General features: G+C 65.1%; 12 protein-coding genes. 4 read left to right on the top strand and 8 right to left on the bottom strand.

All coding sequences use genetic code 11. The features are described from left to right. The gene (locus ACRECS_RS20390; protein WP_431584788.1) at window positions 1–1,800 is read right to left on the bottom strand and encodes a hypothetical protein; all 1,800 of its coding nucleotides are present in this window, start codon (window positions 1,798–1,800) and stop codon (window positions 1–3) included. Continuing rightward, window positions 1,797–3,503 carry an Hsp70 family protein gene (locus tag ACRECS_RS20385; RefSeq protein ID WP_431584787.1) on the bottom strand — a complete coding sequence of 569 codons (1,707 nt, stop codon included), beginning with the start codon at window positions 3,501–3,503 and terminating at the stop codon, window positions 1,797–1,799. Before ACRECS_RS20385 ends, ACRECS_RS20390 begins: the two co-directional genes overlap by 4 nt. A 192-nt stretch (window positions 3,504–3,695) precedes the next feature. On the opposite strand from ACRECS_RS20385, the gene modA reads away from it, so the two are divergent. The 4 genes from modA to ACRECS_RS20365 all read left to right on the top strand — a co-directional run bounded on the left by modA (window position 3,696) and on the right by ACRECS_RS20365 (window position 9,336). Then, the gene (gene modA / locus ACRECS_RS20380) at window positions 3,696–4,463 is read left to right on the top strand and encodes a molybdate ABC transporter substrate-binding protein (protein ID WP_431584786.1); all 768 of its coding nucleotides are present in this window, start codon (window positions 3,696–3,698) and stop codon (window positions 4,461–4,463) included. 73 nt (window positions 4,464–4,536) lie between these two features. Continuing rightward, the gene (gene modB / locus ACRECS_RS20375) at window positions 4,537–5,226 is read left to right on the top strand and encodes a molybdate ABC transporter permease subunit (RefSeq protein WP_431584785.1); all 690 of its coding nucleotides are present in this window, start codon (window positions 4,537–4,539) and stop codon (window positions 5,224–5,226) included. Then, the gene (locus ACRECS_RS20370) at window positions 5,216–5,818 is read left to right on the top strand and encodes an ATP-binding cassette domain-containing protein (protein WP_431584784.1); all 603 of its coding nucleotides are present in this window, start codon (window positions 5,216–5,218) and stop codon (window positions 5,816–5,818) included. Before modB ends, ACRECS_RS20370 begins: the two co-directional genes overlap by 11 nt. 155 nt (window positions 5,819–5,973) lie before the next feature. After that, window positions 5,974–9,336, top strand: a complete 3,363-nt coding sequence (locus ACRECS_RS20365; RefSeq protein WP_431584783.1) for a polysaccharide deacetylase family protein — start codon at window positions 5,974–5,976, stop codon at window positions 9,334–9,336. 25 nt (window positions 9,337–9,361) lie between these two features. Here the strand turns inward: ACRECS_RS20365 and ACRECS_RS20360 are convergent, their stop codons facing one another. From ACRECS_RS20360 to ACRECS_RS20335, 6 genes are all read right to left on the bottom strand, one after another. After that, entirely contained in the window at window positions 9,362–10,675 is a 1,314-nt protein-coding gene (locus ACRECS_RS20360; protein ID WP_431584782.1) for an MFS transporter, read from the bottom strand. A 66-nt stretch (window positions 10,676–10,741) separates the two neighbouring features. Next, window positions 10,742–12,910 (bottom strand): acetate--CoA ligase family protein, encoded by a 2,169-nt coding sequence (locus ACRECS_RS20355; protein WP_431584781.1) that lies wholly within the window; start codon window positions 12,908–12,910, stop codon window positions 10,742–10,744. Window positions 12,911–12,921: 11 nt separating this feature from the next. Further along, window positions 12,922–13,761 carry a p-hydroxycinnamoyl CoA hydratase/lyase gene (locus ACRECS_RS20350; RefSeq protein WP_431584780.1) on the bottom strand — a complete coding sequence of 280 codons (840 nt, stop codon included), beginning with the start codon at window positions 13,759–13,761 and terminating at the stop codon, window positions 12,922–12,924. Between the two features lie 21 nt (window positions 13,762–13,782). Continuing rightward, entirely contained in the window at window positions 13,783–15,228 is a 1,446-nt protein-coding gene (locus tag ACRECS_RS20345; protein ID WP_431584779.1) for an aldehyde dehydrogenase, read from the bottom strand. A gap of 144 nt (window positions 15,229–15,372) precedes the next feature. Continuing rightward, entirely contained in the window at window positions 15,373–15,726 is a 354-nt protein-coding gene (locus ACRECS_RS20340; RefSeq protein WP_431584778.1) for a MarR family winged helix-turn-helix transcriptional regulator, read from the bottom strand. Window positions 15,727–15,920: 194 nt separating this feature from the next. Beyond that, on the bottom strand, window positions 15,921–17,091 hold a 1,171-nt coding region (locus ACRECS_RS20335; protein ID WP_431584777.1), incomplete at its 5' end, for a TonB-dependent receptor.

The raw sequence follows: 17,091 nt of genomic DNA, 5'->3' as shown, positions 1-17,091 counted from the left end.
TTACAGCAGGCGCAGAACCTCAAGCCCCATTTCAGGCGGCACGGCCAGCGCGGTTTCAATCAGCGCAATACGGGCGTCGCAGCGGCTCTTCGCTGTACCCTTGCCCATCATCGATGCCACGAACAGCTCGTGCGGCTGGTGTGCTCGTCCGGCTGCGGCGTTGACGAACATCTTCTTCGTGGCAATGGTCCCGGGTTCGGCCTGCACGGTCGATCTGGTGCCGGCCGCGGTCAATGTCCGGGCGATGATCTCCTTTTGCTGATCGGTATCGTTGAAGAATGTCTCTTGCGGGATCTTCCCAGTCGTGAAGAGCGCCTCACAGGCATCGGCGCCCATTGACCGCGCCTTCTTCATCCGATTGAGAGTTAGACGAGCATATGCGGCGACGATATCATAATCGGCCTGCCGCAGGGCGAGGCCGTAGCGTTTGGTCAGCAGCTCGACCATGCCCTGGTTGATGCCCTCGCGATCGACATTCTCCCTCTTTGCCGCGGTCCAGTTTGCGGCAAGCTCATTGTAAAGCGTCGGGTTTTTCCTTTTGAGGATGTCATAATCGAGCCACCGACCGCCGACTTTCTCCAGTATGGCGTCAAGATCTTCGTTGAAAGCGCTCAATTCGGCCTGCCCGGGCGGCAGCGAAACGGTATCGGAGGCAAGGCTATTCGATGGGGAAATACTATTCGATGACGTGTTCGAGAGCCCGCCGAGCGAACTGAGGATCGTCAGCGCGATCCACGCACCGATCACCCAGACAACCCAGTTACGCTTGGAATTGCTGAAGCTGGACGCTTCCCACAACGACACCCGATAGCTGTCGAACATGTCTTCCAGATCGGGATATTCCCGGCGTATCTTGACGAGCAGCGAGCGGACCGCCGCGCCGCTGACATCAATGCCTTTCCAGCTATTCTCCTGCGCGGGCGTGGTCAGCTCGCGCCACGCCTTGCGCAGGGGATGGTCCTTGCTTTGCACGCGCGTGACGAACGCGAGCGAGTCGTGCCGCGCGACGATCGCGGCGATGACCGGTGGCTGGTCGATGCGGCCGCGGCTATCGAGCCAGCCGAACGCCGTCATGACCATATCGAGGATTGGGTCGGATCGCGGGATCGATTGCGCGACGACATTGGCGAACCAGCGGTCGGCGTCCGCGCGAAAGGCGATTTCCTCCATGCGCGGATCGGCGAGCAGCACCGCGACATGATCGCGAAGCGCGGACAGGTCGGGATCCCGCACATGATAATGGCGCCGTTCGTCCTGCGGGAAAAGCAGGCTGAGCACGGCATTGTAGCGCTGATCCATCGCCTCGGCGAAGCCCGGCGGGAGGCCGTTGATGGGTTGCAGTGGTGGTGCCTCGCCCAGGTCGAGAACCGGCGGCGTCAGCGTCACCTCGACCAGCGGCAGAATCCGTTCCTCAGCGGCCGGTACCAGCTCCGGCGGCACCGGCCGGAAATCACCATCCGGTGGGATCGGGGTGATCGCGATCGGTGTGTCCGGCGGCGATGCGTCGAATAATGTCGGGGCGCTGAGGCCTGTCGCGAAATCGGGCAGGGGAATCGTGATGCCGGGGAGGATTGCCTCCTCGGGGTCGGTTGCCTGGCCATCGCTCGCGTCGTCGTCGGATTGCGGCTGTCGGGCATAAGCGAGCGCGGCGTCGCGCGCGTCGCGCAGGGCGGCGTAGCGTGCCGGCTCGTCATCGATGTCGAAAGATTTCAGTGCCCGGGCGTAAGCCGCGCGGATCGTCGGAACGTCGCGGGTCCTCTCTACATCGAGTATCCGCCAGATTCCGTAGAGGGGGCTCATAGATAGCGATCGCCTTCGAGCTGGTTGAGCGCATCCTCGAACTGTGCGCGCGCCGTGTCGATCACGCGCGGATCCTGCCCGTCGAGCGCCGCCTCGAATTGCGCGGTCCATTTGCCGACCATGTCGCGGCGCTCGCCAATAAAGCTTTCGTAGCAGCGCGCGGCACGGGCCAGCACCGCCATATTGTGGCTTTCCTCACGCGGATGGCGCTTCAGCGCGGCGAGCACTTTCCGGCGCGCCTCGACTTCCTTCGCATTCGGCGCCTCGTCATCGTCCATCAGCACCAGGTTGCGCACCAGGCCGGAGGCGGGGACCTTGATATCGATTTCGAGCAAACCGCTGGTGTCGTAGCTGAAGCGGCATTCCACCTGGACATGGCCGGCAGGGGCCGGTGGCACCGGCACCTTGATTGCGCCGAGCTTGACGTTGCCCTGCACCTCGCGCGCTTCGCCCTGGTAGATGCCGAATTCGACGTTGCGCTGATTGTCGGACAGGGTCGAATAATAGCTCACCCGGCTCGCCGGGATCGGCGTGTTGCGCTCAATGATCGGGGAGAACAGGCCATGACGGAAGCCGCCGCGGCCGTCCGGCGCGCTGTTGTCGACGCCCAGCGTGAACGGGCAGACATCGGTGAGGCGGATTTCCTCCAGATCGGCGTCGCGCGACTTCAATCCGCCTTGCACCGCAGCGCCCAGCGCGACCGCGTGATCGGGATGCACGGCGGCATTGGGGAAGCGGCCGAACATGCGCGTGATCGTCTTGCGCACGATTGGCATGCGTGTTGCGCCGCCGACCAGGATCACCTCGCTCAGCGTCTCGACGCGGATGTCGCTATCGCGCAGCGAGCGCAACACGGGATCGCGCAGCCTGGCCAGCAAGGGGGCTGCCTGCGTCTCGAACTCGCCCGCGGTGACGGTGGTGGCGAATTGGCGGTCGCCTGAGGTAATGGTGAAGCTCGCTTCCTCCTGCTCGCTCAAGGTGCGGCGGCAACGTTCGGCGGCGGCGCGCAGCAATTCGTGCAGCACCAGTGGGTCGATCTTGGCCAGATGGCCTTCGGGGTCGATGCGCGGGCGGGCGACCTCAATGATCGTGTCGTTGAAATCTTCGCCGCCCAGCCGGTTGTCACCGGCTGAAGCGCGGACCTCGATCACGCCGTCGAAAATCTCCACGATCGACACGTCGAAGGTGCCGCCGCCCAGATCGAAGACGAGGAACGGCTCCTTTTCCGACCGGTCCTGGATGCCGTAAGCGAGCGCGGCGGCGGTCGGTTCGTTGATCAGCCGCTCGACCGCCAGGCCGGCAAGCTCGCCCGCGCGGCGCGTTGCCTTGCGCTGGCGGTCGTTGAAATAGGCGGGGACCGTGATCACCGCGCTGGTCACCGATTCGCCGAGAAAGGCTTCCGCATCGGCTTTCAGGCTGGACAGGACGATCGCCGACAGATCCTCGGCAGTGAAGGTCTTGCCCGCCAGCGTGACGGTCTGGCGCGTGCCCATCCAGCGCTTGAACGCCGTGACGGTCGCGGTCGGGTGCGTCGACTGACGCTCGCGCGCGGCCATGCCGACGATCACTGCGCCGCTGTCGTCGATCGCCACCGCCGAGGGAGTCAGCAGGTCGCCGAGCGCATTGGGCACGAGCTGCGCCGCGCCGTCGCGCCAGATGCCGATCGCGCTGTTGGTCGTTCCAAGATCGATTCCGACGATCATCGGCGTCTGTCCCCCCATTTGGTGCGATGGGCGATAATTGGTTCGCGGCCGGGATGCCAGCGTGCGCCGTGCGGTGGGCGTTGAAAATCTGTGTCGGTTTGGGCGGGTTGCGACGCGGCACGCAATAAGCTGCTGACGGCCCGGCCGGATCGGATTAGGCCGTGACCCGCAACCGCCAGGACGAGGCCGATCATGTTCCGAATGATGCTGTGGCTGATGACCCTGATCGCCGGCATTGCCGTGCCCGCCGCGGCAGCGCCGGCCCCGACCGCGCCGCTGGTGCTGGCGGCGGCGAGCCTGCAGGAATCACTGAGCGCGGCGGCCGATGCCTGGGCGCGCAAGGGGCACCCGAAACCGGTCTTGTCGTTCGCCGCGTCATCCGCGCTGGCGCGGCAAGTGCTGGCGGGCGCGCCGGCCGACCTGTTCATCTCGGCGGATGAGGAATGGATGGATGCACTGGCGGCCAAGGGATTGGTCGCATCCGGGACTCGGGCGTCTTTCCTTGGCAACCGGCTGGTGCTGGTGGCGGGGCTACGCAATGCGGCGCGAGTCGACCTGCGCAGCAGCCGCCCGATCGTCGCGGCGGTTGGCGCCGGGCGGCTGGCGATGGCCGATCCGGATTCGGTGCCAGCGGGGCGTTATGGCCGCGCGGCACTGACCAGGCTTGGCGCCTGGGCCGCGCTTGAACCCAAAGTTGTGCGGGCGGAGAATGTCCGCGCCGCGCTGCTACTGGTCGAGCGCGACGCGGCGGCATTCGGGATCGTCTATGCGACCGATGCGCGGGCCTCGGCCAGGGTGCGCGTGGCGGGCGCGTTCCCGGCCGGCAGTCATCCCGCGATCACCTATCCGATCGCGCGGCTGACGGCGTCGCGCAATCCCGAGGCCGAGGGGTTCCGGCGGTTTCTGGTGTCGCGCGAGGGCAAGATGATCTTCGCGAAATACGGATTTTTGCCGCGTTGAGGCGGGCGGCCACCTTGCAAGGAGTTGTCACCCTGAGCGTGTTTCGGGGTGACGAAGTAAGTTGGGCAACGTCATGCTGACCCCGGACGAATGGGCGATCGTCGCCTTGTCGTTGCAGGTCGGTGGCGTGGCGATGCTGGCAACGTTGCCGATCGCCTTTGCGCTCGCCTGGATCCTTGCCCGCACGGCATTTCCCGGCAAGATCGTGCTCGATGGCCTGATCCACCTGCCGCTGGTGGTGCCGCCGGTGGTGACCGGCTGGCTGTTGTTGCTGGCCTTTGCGCCGGGTGGGCCGATCGGGGCGTGGCTGGGAAGCTGGTTCGGCGTGTCGGTGCTGTTTCGCTGGACCGGCGCGGCGATCGCGGCAGGGGTGATGGCACTGCCGCTGATGGTGCGGGCGATGCGCCTGTCGATCGAGGCAGTCGACCGCCGGCTGGAGGGGGCAGCACGGACGCTGGGCGCGTCGCGCTGGCGGGTGTTCCGAACCATCACGCTGCCATTGTCGGTGCCGGGCGTGCTGGCCGGCGCGGTGCTTGGCTTTGCGCGGTCGATCGGCGAGTTCGGCGCGACGATCACCTTCGTGTCGAACGTGCCGGGCCAGACCCGCACGCTTCCGCTGGCGATCTACGCGGCACTACAGCAGCCGAACGGCGATGCGATGGTGCTGCGGCTGTCGGCGATCTCCGTCGCCTTGTCGCTGGCGGCGCTGATCATGTCCGAACTGCTCGCGCGACGGGCGGGGAGGGGGCTGCATGTCCTTTGAGATCCATGTCTCGAAGCGCCGCGGCGACACTCAGATTGCGCTGAAGCTCGACGCGGGGGACGGCTCCACGGTGCTGTTCGGGCCGTCGGGTGCGGGCAAGACCAGCATCCTCAATATGGTTGCCGGGTTGCTGCGGCCCGACCGCGGCACGATCCGGGTCAGTGGCGAGACGCTGACCGATATCGCTGCCGGGATCGACATCGCACCGGAGCATCGCCGGGCCGGCTATGTGTTCCAGGAGGCGCGGCTGTTTCCGCATCTGCGGGTTCGGGCCAACCTGCTTTATGGCGCGGGCGATGCGCCGCTCGATGCGGATCGGATCGCGTTCCTCGGCATCGGCCAGCTGCTCGACCGCTGGCCGCGGACCTTGTCCGGCGGTGAGGCAAGGCGGGTCGCGATCGGGCGGGCGTTGCTCAGCAATCCCCGTTTCCTGTTGCTTGACGAACCGCTATCGTCGCTCGACCGGGCGCGGCGCGAGGAGGTCATGCAGGCGATCGAGCATGTCCGCGATGTGCTGAAATTGCCGATCCTGCTCGTCACGCACGATGCGGGCGAAGCGGAACGGTTGGGGAGCCGTATCGTCGCGATCTAATGCAGTTTCGCGCTGCGTTGATCCATCCCGATCCATTCGTGAGCGATCCCACCAGTTTCGTCCCACTTTTGGGTTGCTCCAACCGCTCGATCATGACGTATTTGTCATGCGTATGACCTGAAAATGCCAATAGCCGGAGTCTAGTCGCGCCCGTCATGACCCAGCAATCGATCTTCTATGATTCATCCGGGCGCAGGCGCCGCCGTTTTGGTGTCGCGGTGGCGGCATTCGTGTTGCTGGTGGTGGTCGCGGTGGCGGCGCTGGCGATCTCGATCGGTGCGGTGCCGCGCGCGCCGCTGCTGCCCGTCGTGGCCGAACATCCCGCGCTGACCAAGCTGCCCGCGCCGCACGAGCCCTTGCTCAAGCGCACCAAACACCGCCTGTACGACTATGCCCGGCTGCTGACCGGCCGCAAGCGCGGCGTGGCCGAGGATGTGCCGCTGGCGATCGGCTTTCATGTGCCATGGGACGAATCCAGCGCGGCGTCGCTGCGCGAGCATATCGGCGAGCTTGACTGGCTGATCCCCGGCTGGGTTTCGGTGACTGGCGCGGACCACAAGATCTCGGTGTTCCGGGACGATGCCGGGCGCAACGTGATCAACCATTCACCGCATCGCCCGCTGCTGCTGCCGATGATCCAGAATGCGATCCAGGGCGATTGGGATTCGGCCGGGATGGCGGCGCTGCTGCGCGTGCCGGCACAGCGCAAGGCGCTGCTCGACCGGCTCGAACCTTGGCTGGCGGCCAATCAGGCGGGCGGCGCCTTTTTCGATTTCGAGGAACTGCCGGCGGCGTCGCAAAAGGATTACCAGGCCTTTCTGCGCGAGGCCAAGGCGCGCTTTGCCAAGCGTAACTGGGTGGTCGCGATTGCCGCCCCGGTCGGCGACGAAAGCTGGAACATCAAGGCCTATGCGGCGATCGTCGACCGGGTCTTCCTGATGGCCTATGACGAGCATGAGCTGAGCGGCGAGCCGGGGCCGATCGCATCGCAGACCTGGTTCGAGCAGAGCGTGGCGCGCGCCGCGAACGGCGTGCCCAAGGCCAAGCTGGTCGTGGCGATCGGCAATTACGGCTATGACTGGCATGATAAGGGTGGCGAGCCGCTGGCGATCGACGAAGCCTGGGAGGCGGCGCAGGAATCGAGCGCGATGCCGGTGTTCGACAAGAATAGCGGCAACAGCAGCTTCGCCTATGAAGAGGGCAAGAGCCGCCATGTCGTGTGGCTGCTCGATGCGGCGTCGGCCTATAACCAGCTGCGCTTCCTGAAGCGCGCCGGCCTGAGTGGCGTTGCGCTGTGGCGGCTCGGGTCGGAGGATCCCGGCCTGTGGTCGATCTTCGGCCGGTCGCACCGGATATTGCCGCCGCCATCGGCGATCAGCGCGATCCCCGCCGGTACCGATGTCGATATCGAGGGTAATGGCGAGATATTGAAGATCGCCGCGGTGCCGGTCGCGGGGACACGCCAGCCCATCGTGGCGCGCGACGGGTCGATCGAGGGGGTGGATTTCACCCGGTTGCCGTCGCCTTATGTCGTGGCGCGCACCGGTTACAAGCCGGGCCAGATCGCGCTGACCTTCGACGATGGCCCTGACCCGACCTGGACGCCGCGCATCCTTGATGTGCTCAAGGCGAAGAATGTCCATGCGACCTTCTTCATCGTCGGCGAGAATGCGCTGACCCAGCGTTCGCTGCTGAATCGCATGGTCGCGGAGGGCCATGAGATTGGCAGCCATACCTATACCCATCCCAATCTCGCCGGTGCTTCGCCGGCCGAAACCGCATTCCAGCTCAACACCACGCAGCGGTTGTTCCAGGCGTTCACCGGGCGCTCGCTGCGGCTGTTCCGCGCGCCCTATTTCGGAGACGCTGAGCCGACCACGGCGGACGAGATCGAGCCTGCGCTGCAGGCGCAGGACCGCGGCTATATCTCGGTCGGGCTGCATGTCGATCCGGATGACTGGAAGCGCCCGGGCGTGCAGGCGATCATCGACAAGACGCTGAGCATGGTCGATGCCGGCAAGGCACCGTGCGGCAATAATTCCCCGGCCAATTGCAGCCGCAATGTCGTGCTGCTTCATGATGCCGGCGGCAACCGTGCGCAGACGCTCGCTGCCCTGCCGGTGATCATCGATCAGTTGCGCGCACGCGGCTATACACTGGTGCCGGTGTCGACGCTGGCAGGCATTCCGCGTGACGTCGCGATGCCGCCGATTTCCGCGAGCGACCGGCTCGCGGCGCAGGTCGACCTGTTCATCTTCGGCACGCTGGGCACTATCGTGACCGCGCTGGGATGGATCTTCCTGTTCGCGATCACGATCGGCATCCTGCGCGCACTGACCCTGTCGGCGCTGGCGTTGATCCAGGCGCGGCGCGAGGCGCGGATGGTGTTCCCGGCGATCGATCCGGCACGCTTCGTCACAGTGATGATCCCGGCCTTCAACGAGGAGACGGTGATCGTGCGCGCAGTCGAGGGCGTGCTGGCATCGACCGATGTGCGGATCGAAGTGATCGTGATCGATGACGGATCGAGCGACACGACCAGCGAACGGGTGCGCGAGGCCTTTGCCGAGGAACCGCGCGTGCGGCTGCTGACGCTGGAAAATGGCGGCAAGGCGCGCGCGCTCAATCGTGGCCTAGAGCTGGCGACAGGCGAGATCATCATCGCGCTTGATGCGGATACCCAGTTCGAGACGACGACGATCGCGCGGCTGGCGCGCTGGTTCGCTGATCCCGCGCTGGGTGCGGTCGCGGGCAATGCCAAGGTCGGCAACCGCGTCAATCTGGTCACCAAATGGCAGGCGCTGGAATACATTACCGCGCAGAATCTCGAACGGCGCGCGCTGGCGCGGCTCGACGCGATCACCGTTGTGCCGGGCGCGGTCGGGGCGTGGCGGCTGGCGGCGATCAAGCAGGTCGGCGGCTATCCCGACGACACGCTGGCCGAGGATCAGGACCTGACCATCGCGATCCAGCGTGCCGGATGGCGGGTGACCTACGACCAATATGCCGTCGCCTGGACCGAAGCACCGGAGAGCTTCGCCGGCCTTGCCAAGCAGCGTTTCCGCTGGGCGTTCGGCACGCTGCAATGCCTGTGGAAGCATCGCCGAGTGATGGCCGAGGGCAAGCCGCGAGGCTTGGCGCGGGTCGGCCTGCCACAGGCGATCATATTCCAGATCATCCTCGCCTCAATCTCGCCGATCATCGACCTGGCGCTGATCGTCAGCTTCGTGACCACCTGGGTTGCTGTGCAGGCGCATGGCTGGGCGCAGACCCAGCATGATGTCGAGAAGATGCTGATCTACTGGCTGGTATTCACTGCGATCGACCTGCTTGCGGCAACGATCGCCTTTGCGTTGGAGCGGCGGGAGAATTGGCGGCTGCTGTGGCTGCTGATCCCGCAACGCATCGGGTATCGCCAGGTGATGTATTATGTCGTGCTGAAAGCGATCACCCAGGCGCTGCGCGGTCCGCGGGTCGGTTGGGGCAAACTGGCGCGGACTGGGCGGGTGAGCGTTTAACCTCGGCCGCGATCTGGGATCTTTGTCATGCGGACGCGTATGCTGCCTGGCGCCTACGCAGAGCGGCCAGCGCTACGGCGGCGACCAGTGAGCCAAGACCCATCGCCACGGCCACAGGGAAGAGTCCCCAGCCCTGATTGAACAACTGCCCGGCGATGATCGGCCCGAGCGCTGCGCTGCCGCGCCCCACGCCGATCACGAACCCGGTGCCGCCGGCGCGGACTGCGGTCGGAAAGGTCTGTGCCATGATGGCGTAGAGGCCGACGACGCCGGCATTGGTGCAGAAACCAGCGGCGGCGGCGATCAGGCTCAGTTGCGACAGGTCTGACTGGCCCAGCCCGAAAACCGAGACTATTACAGTCGACGCTAGCAGCGCGGCGATGACCAATGAGCCCACCGCGATTCGCCAGGTCAGGAAACTGAGCAGCACCGCGCCGGCAAGCCCGCCGACATTCGCCCAGACCAGCACGCTACCGGCGGTCGACGCCGCATGACCCATATCGACTACGATCTTCGGGATCCATTTCAGGATGAAGTAAAAGGTCATGATGTGCATGAAATAGGCGGTGGTGAGGAGCAGGGTGATCGGCGCCAGGGCAGGAGCGAATAACTGGCCAAGGCCGGTGCGTGGTGTGCTTCCGGACAAAGCGGGGAGAGAATCGACCGACTCGCGGCTGAACCGCGCCAGGAGGTGATTCACTTTCGCCAGCGCATTGGTCGGCCGGCGCTGGACCAGATAGCCTAGCGTTTCGGGCAGCAGGAACCAGACCAGCGGCAGCAGCGCCGCCGTCACCAACGCACCGAACGAAAACACAATGCGCCAGTCACCCGCAACCAGCAGCTGGGAGGCGACCGCGCCGCCGATGATCGCGCCAGCCGGATAGCCCGCCGCCATCAGTGCGACGCACAGGCTGCGGTGCTTCGCGTTGGCGAATTCGGCGACGACGGCATTGGTCGCCGCGAGCATGCCGCCGATACCGAAGCCCGTGAGCAGGCGGAACAACGACAGCGCGACGACGTCGCCGGCCGCCGTAGCCAGCGCCATGCCGGCGGACATGATGACAAGGCAGCCCAGCACAATGGGGCGCCGCCCGATGCGGTCGGCGAGATTGCCCAGCACCATCGACCCGACCGCCATGCCGATCAATTCCATCGACAGGACCAGGCCAAGCGCGGCGCGATCGATCCCCCATTCCCGGGCGATGCCCGGCGAGGCGAAGCTGATCGACAGAACATCGAAACCATCGAGCGCATTCAGACCCACGCACAGCGCCACGGCGATGATCTGGACTCTGCCCATCGGTGCGGCGGCAATCGTTTCCCGGGGGTCCGTCTGCATCGTCCAATCCTCCCAACTCTATTATCTGCTTATGTCGTCAGGATCGCGTCAACATCATGTCCCGGATCAACCGGCAGGGTCTTTCGCATCGGCAAGAATCAGGGCGTCGAGGACCATCACGCCCTCGCCTTGTGGATAGACGATGACCGGATTGAGGTCGATTTCGCGGATCGACGGCTCGGTTAGGAGCAGGCGGCCCAGCGTGTCGACGAGGCGCGCTACCGCTGCGACATCGCAGGGTAGCGTACCCCGGAAACCACGCAGCAATGCCGCCGCTTTCAATCGGTGGATTTCCTCGATGATCGCGGCGATCGGCAAGTCGGGCGCGAGCAACCGGACGTCCTGGTAGATTTCGGCCGTGACTCCACCGAAACCGACTAGGATCACCGGTCCCCATTCGGGGTCATTGCGCGCGCCGACGATCAATTCGATGCCGCGCCGGCTCATATTCTCGATCAAGACGCCATCGAGCGCGAGATCGGGGCGATGATGGCTGACATCATGCTGCAGTCGCTGCCAACCCTGCTCGAGCGCTGTCGTATCGGCCAGACCGAGCACGACACCGCCCGCGTCGCTCTTGTGGCTGAGCTCGGGCGATTGCGCCTTCAGCACCACCGGATAGCCAATGGCCTCGGCCGCGATTATCGCTTCCTGCAGTGTCTCAACAAAGCGCCCGTGGGGAAAGGGGATGCCGAGCGGTGCGAGCATTTTCTTGGCGCGATATTCTGGAATGATGCCGCCCGCTTCGGGCAAAATAGGTGCCGTAAGAGCGGACGTCTCGTGCGGGGTGAAATCGCGCTCCGCAAAATCGGCAAGGCGTTTCATTGCGCGCAAGGCACGCTCGCTGGAGGGGAAATAGGGAATGCCGAGCGCGCGGAGCTCGGCGATATAGCCGGCGGGGATGGCGGCACCTTCGTCGAGCCCGGCGAAGATGATCGGCTTGGTGGGCCTGAGGTCGCCGACCGCGCGCAGGATTGGTGGCACCTTGATGCCGCAGGTGACCGGGTCGGTCTGAATGATCGCGGCGAGAACCGCACCAAAGCGATTATCGGCGAACAATGCTGCCAGCGTCCGGAAATAGAGATCGGGTTCGACCAGCCCCTGCGCAGTCAGGTCGAGCGGGTTGGCGATGCCGACGAACGGGGGGAGCGCGGCGCGCAGGGCGGGCGCGTTCGCTTCGTCGATCGTTGGAAGGTCAAGCGCCAGCGTCTCGCACAGATCGAGCGTCAGCGCCTTGAACGCACCGGATTCGCCCATCACGGCAACGCCGACTGATGTCATCGCCGGGCAGCGCAGGGCGATTTCGGCGATGTCGCCCAGTTCCTCAAGCGTCTCGGCCAGGATCACTCCGGCGCGGCGTACCTTCGTCACCATGAGTTGATAATCGCCGGCCATTGCCCCGGTATGGGTCGCGGCGGACTCCCGAGCGGCGCTACTTCTGCCGGGATGGAGCAGTACGATAATCTTGCCGGCTTCGCGCGCCCGGCGAGCCGCAGCGAGGAATCGCGCCGGCTGGCGGAATTGCTCGACGATCATCGCGATGACATGCGTGGAGCGGTCATCGACGAGATAGTCGACATAATCCTCGACGCCGCTCGCCGCTTCATTGCCGGTGGAAATGGAGAAGGAGAGGCCAAGATCGCGGCTGGCGAGGGTAACTGCGAGCACCGCAGCCATCGCGCCACTTTGCGATACGATGCCGATGCCGGGCCGGTCTCCCAGCGCGACCGCGTCGGTCTCGACAAAGGTTAGCGGAATGCGATCGACATAATTGACCAAGCCAAGACAATTGGGCCCTTCGATCACCATGCCGCCCTGATCGGCGATGCGGGCAATCTTGCGTTGTTCGGCAAGCCCTTGCGGGCCACCTTCGGCAAAGCCGGCGGAGAAGATCACCGCGGCACCGACGCCGCGCCGCGCCAGCGCGGCGATCGTCTCCAGCACCGCGGCGCGCGGGATGGCAAGCACCGCGGCGTCGACGCCGTCGGGCAAATCATCGACCGAGGCGAGGCAGCGCCGGCCGTTGATCTCCGTGCGTTTGGGATTGATCAGATGGACCGCACCGTCAAAATCATTGCGGTCAAGATTGGCCAGCACTGACGCGCCCAGCGCGCCGGGCTTGTCGGACGCGCCGACAATCGCGACCGACCGCGGCCGCAACAGGCGATCCAGCGACGTGCCGGTCGTTGTGGAGATGGGCCCCGCCACGGGGGGCTGAAGTGTCTCTACGGTCATCCGACGGCCGATCAGGCGGGCTGTCTGGATTTGTCATAGGCACCGAGACCCGGCTTATAGGCCTTGTCGTCGATGAATTGCCGGATCCCTTCCTTGCGGCCTTCATTGTCGTAGCTGTTGGCCGCTTCCTGCGCGCGGATGAGATAATCCTCGGCATTGTCGTAGCTCATCTCGCGAACGCGGCGGATCGCGTCCTTGGTCGCCTTGAGCGCCACCGGATTCTTCTGCAGCAGGACATTGGCGACTTCAGTAACGCGCGCCTTGAGCCGGGCGAGCGGCACCGCTTCATTCACCAGACCCCATTGGGCGGCTGTCCGGCCGTCGACATTCTCGCCCATCAGCGCATGGTACATCGCGTTGCGGAACGAGGTCAGCTCGACCGCGACCTTGGCTGCGCCGCCGCCGGGCAGGATGCCCCAGTTGATCTCGGACAGGCCGAACTGCGCCTCCTCCGCCGCAAAGGCGAGGTCGCAGGCGAACAACGGGCCATAGCCGCCCCCGAAGCACCAGCCATTGACCATCGCGATGGTCGGTTTCTGATACCAGCGCAGACGCCGCCACCAGCCATAGCTTTCGCGCTGCGCCGCGCGCGTACCGCCCAGGCCTTGTGCCTCGGTCTCGCGGAAATATTCCTTGAGGTCCATGCCGGCGGACCAGGCGGTGCCTTCGCCGGTCAGCACCAGCACGCCGACATCGTCGCGATATTCCAACTCGTCGAGCACGCGCATCATCTGCCGGTTGAGCTTCGGACTCATGCAGTTACGCTTGTCGGGGCGATTGAAGCTCACCCAGGCAATGCCGCCGTCGACGACATGGGTGACCGTTGCCAGTTCGGTGGGATCGATTGTCATGAGGCTGCTCCTGAAAATGAGTTAGATCGGGAAATGGCCGGGCTGCGTCTCGATCGTGATCCAGCGCAGCTCGGTGAAGGCGTCGATCCCGGCCTTGCCGCCAAAGCGGCCGTACCCCGACGCCTTGGTGCCGCCGAACGGCATCTGCGCCTCGTCGTGAACGGTCGGGCCGTTGATGTGGCAAATGCCGGATTTGATCTGGCGCGCGACGCGCAGGCCGCGTGCGATATCGCGAGTGAACACCGCGGCGGACAGGCCATAATCGGTGTCGTTGGCGAGCTCGATTGCATGGGTTTCGTCGCGGGCGCGAATGATCGCCACGATCGGGCCGAAACTCTCGTCGCGGAACAGCTTCATGTCGGACGTCACCCTGTCGATGACCTGCGCCGGCATAAGCACGCCGTCGCTGCGCCCTCCATTGGCCTGCACCGCGCCCCGCGCCAGCGCGTCGTCGATCAGCGCCTGGACGTGGCCGACGGTGCGGAGGTCGACCACCGCACCGAGCGGCGTGTTGCCCTTGCGCGGATCGCCGGCCGGCATGGTGTCGACCTTGGCGGAAAACTGTTCGGCAAAGGCGTCGGCGACGGCATCGACGACGATGATGCGTTCGGTCGACATGCAGATCTGGCCTGAATTCATGAAAGCGCCGAACGCGGCCGCCTTCACCGCTTCGTCGAGATCGGCATCCTCGAGGACGATCAGTGGCGCCTTGCCGCCCAGTTCGAGCAGCACCGGCTTGAGATGCTCCGCCGCGCGTTTCGCGATGATCCGGCCGACAGCGGTCGATCCGGTGAAGTTGATCCGGCGCACCGCCGGGTGATCGATCAGGACGCCGACCACCTCGCTCGCATCGGCGGGCGCATTGGTAACGAGATTGACGATCCCGCCACCCAGGCCGCCCTCGATAAACGCCTCGACGATCAACGCATGGGTGCGCGGGCATTGCTCCGATGCCTTGAGGATGACGGTGTTGCCGCATGCGAGCGGGACGGCGATTGCGCGGACGCCGAGGATGATCGGCGCGTTCCACGGCGCGATCCCGAGCACGACGCCCGCCGGCTCGCGCAGCGCCATCGCGATACAGCCGGGCTTGTCCGACGGGATGACCTCACCGCCGATCTGCGTGGTGAGGGCCGCAGCCTCGCGGACCATGCCGGATGCCAGCATCAGGTTGAAGCGCGCCCAGCCTTCGGTCGCGCCGATTTCGCTCATCATCGCATCGACGAAATCGGCGGCCCTGGCATCAAGCGCGTCAGCGGCTCTGGTCAGCAGCGCGCGGCGTGCGTTCGGGCCTAGCACCGACCATGCGGCCAGCGCGTCGGCGGCCGCGTCGGCCGCCGCGATCGCATCGGCGGGCGTGGCGGCGGCGGCGCGGGTCGCGACGGTGCCCGTCACCGGATCGTGCCGTTCGAAACTGGTCACCGCGTTGGCCGCGCGGCCGCCGATCGACAGGGAAACATCATGCATCAGGCATTTGCCTCTTCGGTATAAATGTTATGCTACATAACAATGTGGATTGCATACGGCAAGAGCGACCGCCGTTTGGACGGTCAGCTTTGCGGGGTGCAGCCATAAGGATGGTCCGCCGGCAGGAGCGGCGGACGTTGCGTTCTACCGGGAGCGGACCGATTGCAGCATCGCGAACAATGCCGCCCGGTCCATACCCTCCAGACAGGTGCTGAACTTCGCTTCGTGCGTCGCGATGATCGTCTTGACGATCTTCGCCTGGGCTCGTCCCGCCTCGGTTAGGCTCAGCCCCTGGGATCGGCCATCGACCCGCGTCTTCTGGATCAGGCCGCGGCCGGCGAGCTTGGTGATCAACGGCACCATATTGGCGCGCTGGACGCCCAGCGTGCGGCCGAGGTCGCTTTGCGTCGCGCCCGATCGGGTCTCGACCAGCCAGAGCAGCGACGCCTCCACCACCGTCAGCCCGATCGGGACCAGACGCTCGGTGAGGTCGGCCATCATTACTGCGGAGGCCCGCCGCAATTGATATCCGAACAGGGCGTCCAACCCACCCAGATCGTCTTGTTCCATCAGTCACCACGGCAGAAAGGAGAAAGGCTTCACCTAACATAGGCCGATCCTCGATCGTAGAAAGCGAAACGTCCCGAAAGGGGCCGGATCGACCGGTGCGCCGGCCGATCCGGTGTGCCCGATCAGAATTTGAAGCTCGCCGAGACGCCCCATTCGCGCGGCCGCCCATAGCTGGCTTCGGCCAGCCCGAACGCGCCGGAGGCATTGCCCGATACGAGATAGAGCGTGTTGGTCAGGTTGGTGCCAAAGGCCGATAGCTGGATATCGCCCCCCGGCAGAGTGTAGCTGATCCGCGCGTTGACCAGCGCATAGCCGTCATCGGTGATGATCGGGGTGTTGGCCACGTCATGATAGGTGCGGCTGTACATGCTGACATCGCCGCGCAGCGTCACCTCACTGCCGCCGCTGAATTCATGCCGCACCTCGGCACCGGCCGAGACGGTCCAGTCGGGCGCCTTGACGAAATGGCTGGAGAGGGTGATCGGCAGAATCTGCGTCGGCCCCAATCCCTCCCCGATCGAGGTGTAGCGCGCATCGAGATAGCCGACCGCCGCATTGGCGGTGAACCAGCGCACCGGACGCATCACCAGTTCGAGCTCGAACCCATCGACCTTTCCTTTCGCGGCATTGGCGACGAAATTTGTCGGCGTCTGGTTCACGGTAAGCTGGATGTCGTTGTAGATCGAATGGAACACCGCGAGATTGGCGGTCAAGGTCCGGTCGAGCCATTGCGACTTGATGCCGATCTCATAGGTTTCCAGCTCTTCGGGCCGGAACTGTGTCACTTCAGCCTGGCTGACCAGCGGTCGGCCATTAAACCCGCCCTGCTTGAAGCCCTTCGACCAGGATGCATAGAGCATGACATCGTCGGTAACCGCATAGTTCACGCCCAGTCGCGGGGTGAATTTCTTGAAGGTCGCCTCAACCGTCGTGTTGACGAATTCGACATTGTCGCGCTGGCGCACATTGATCGAGGTGAACCGCTTCGTGTCATGGGTGTAGCGTCCGCCGACCGTCAGGCTGAGCCCATCGGTGATCTTGACATCGGCCTGGCCGAACACCGCCCAGCCCTTGTTGTCGACATAGTTCTGGATGAACACCGCCGGGGTGAAGGGCGGGGTCAGCACGAGTGGGGGATTGAGGCCGATGGCCAGATCTGCCGTGGCCATATCCGACGCCTTCTCCTTGAAATAGAAAGCGCCAAGGACATAGCTGACCCGGTCACCGAAAGCTTTGCCGGCGAGCTGGAGCTCCTGGCTGAGCTGCCATTGCCGATCGTCGTTGGTAGTCTGG

Source organism: Sphingomonas sp. (assembly GCF_050725575.1).
Classification (GTDB): Bacteria; Pseudomonadota; Alphaproteobacteria; order Sphingomonadales; family Sphingomonadaceae; genus Sphingomonas.
This window is presented reverse-complemented; position numbering and strand designations above follow the sequence as displayed.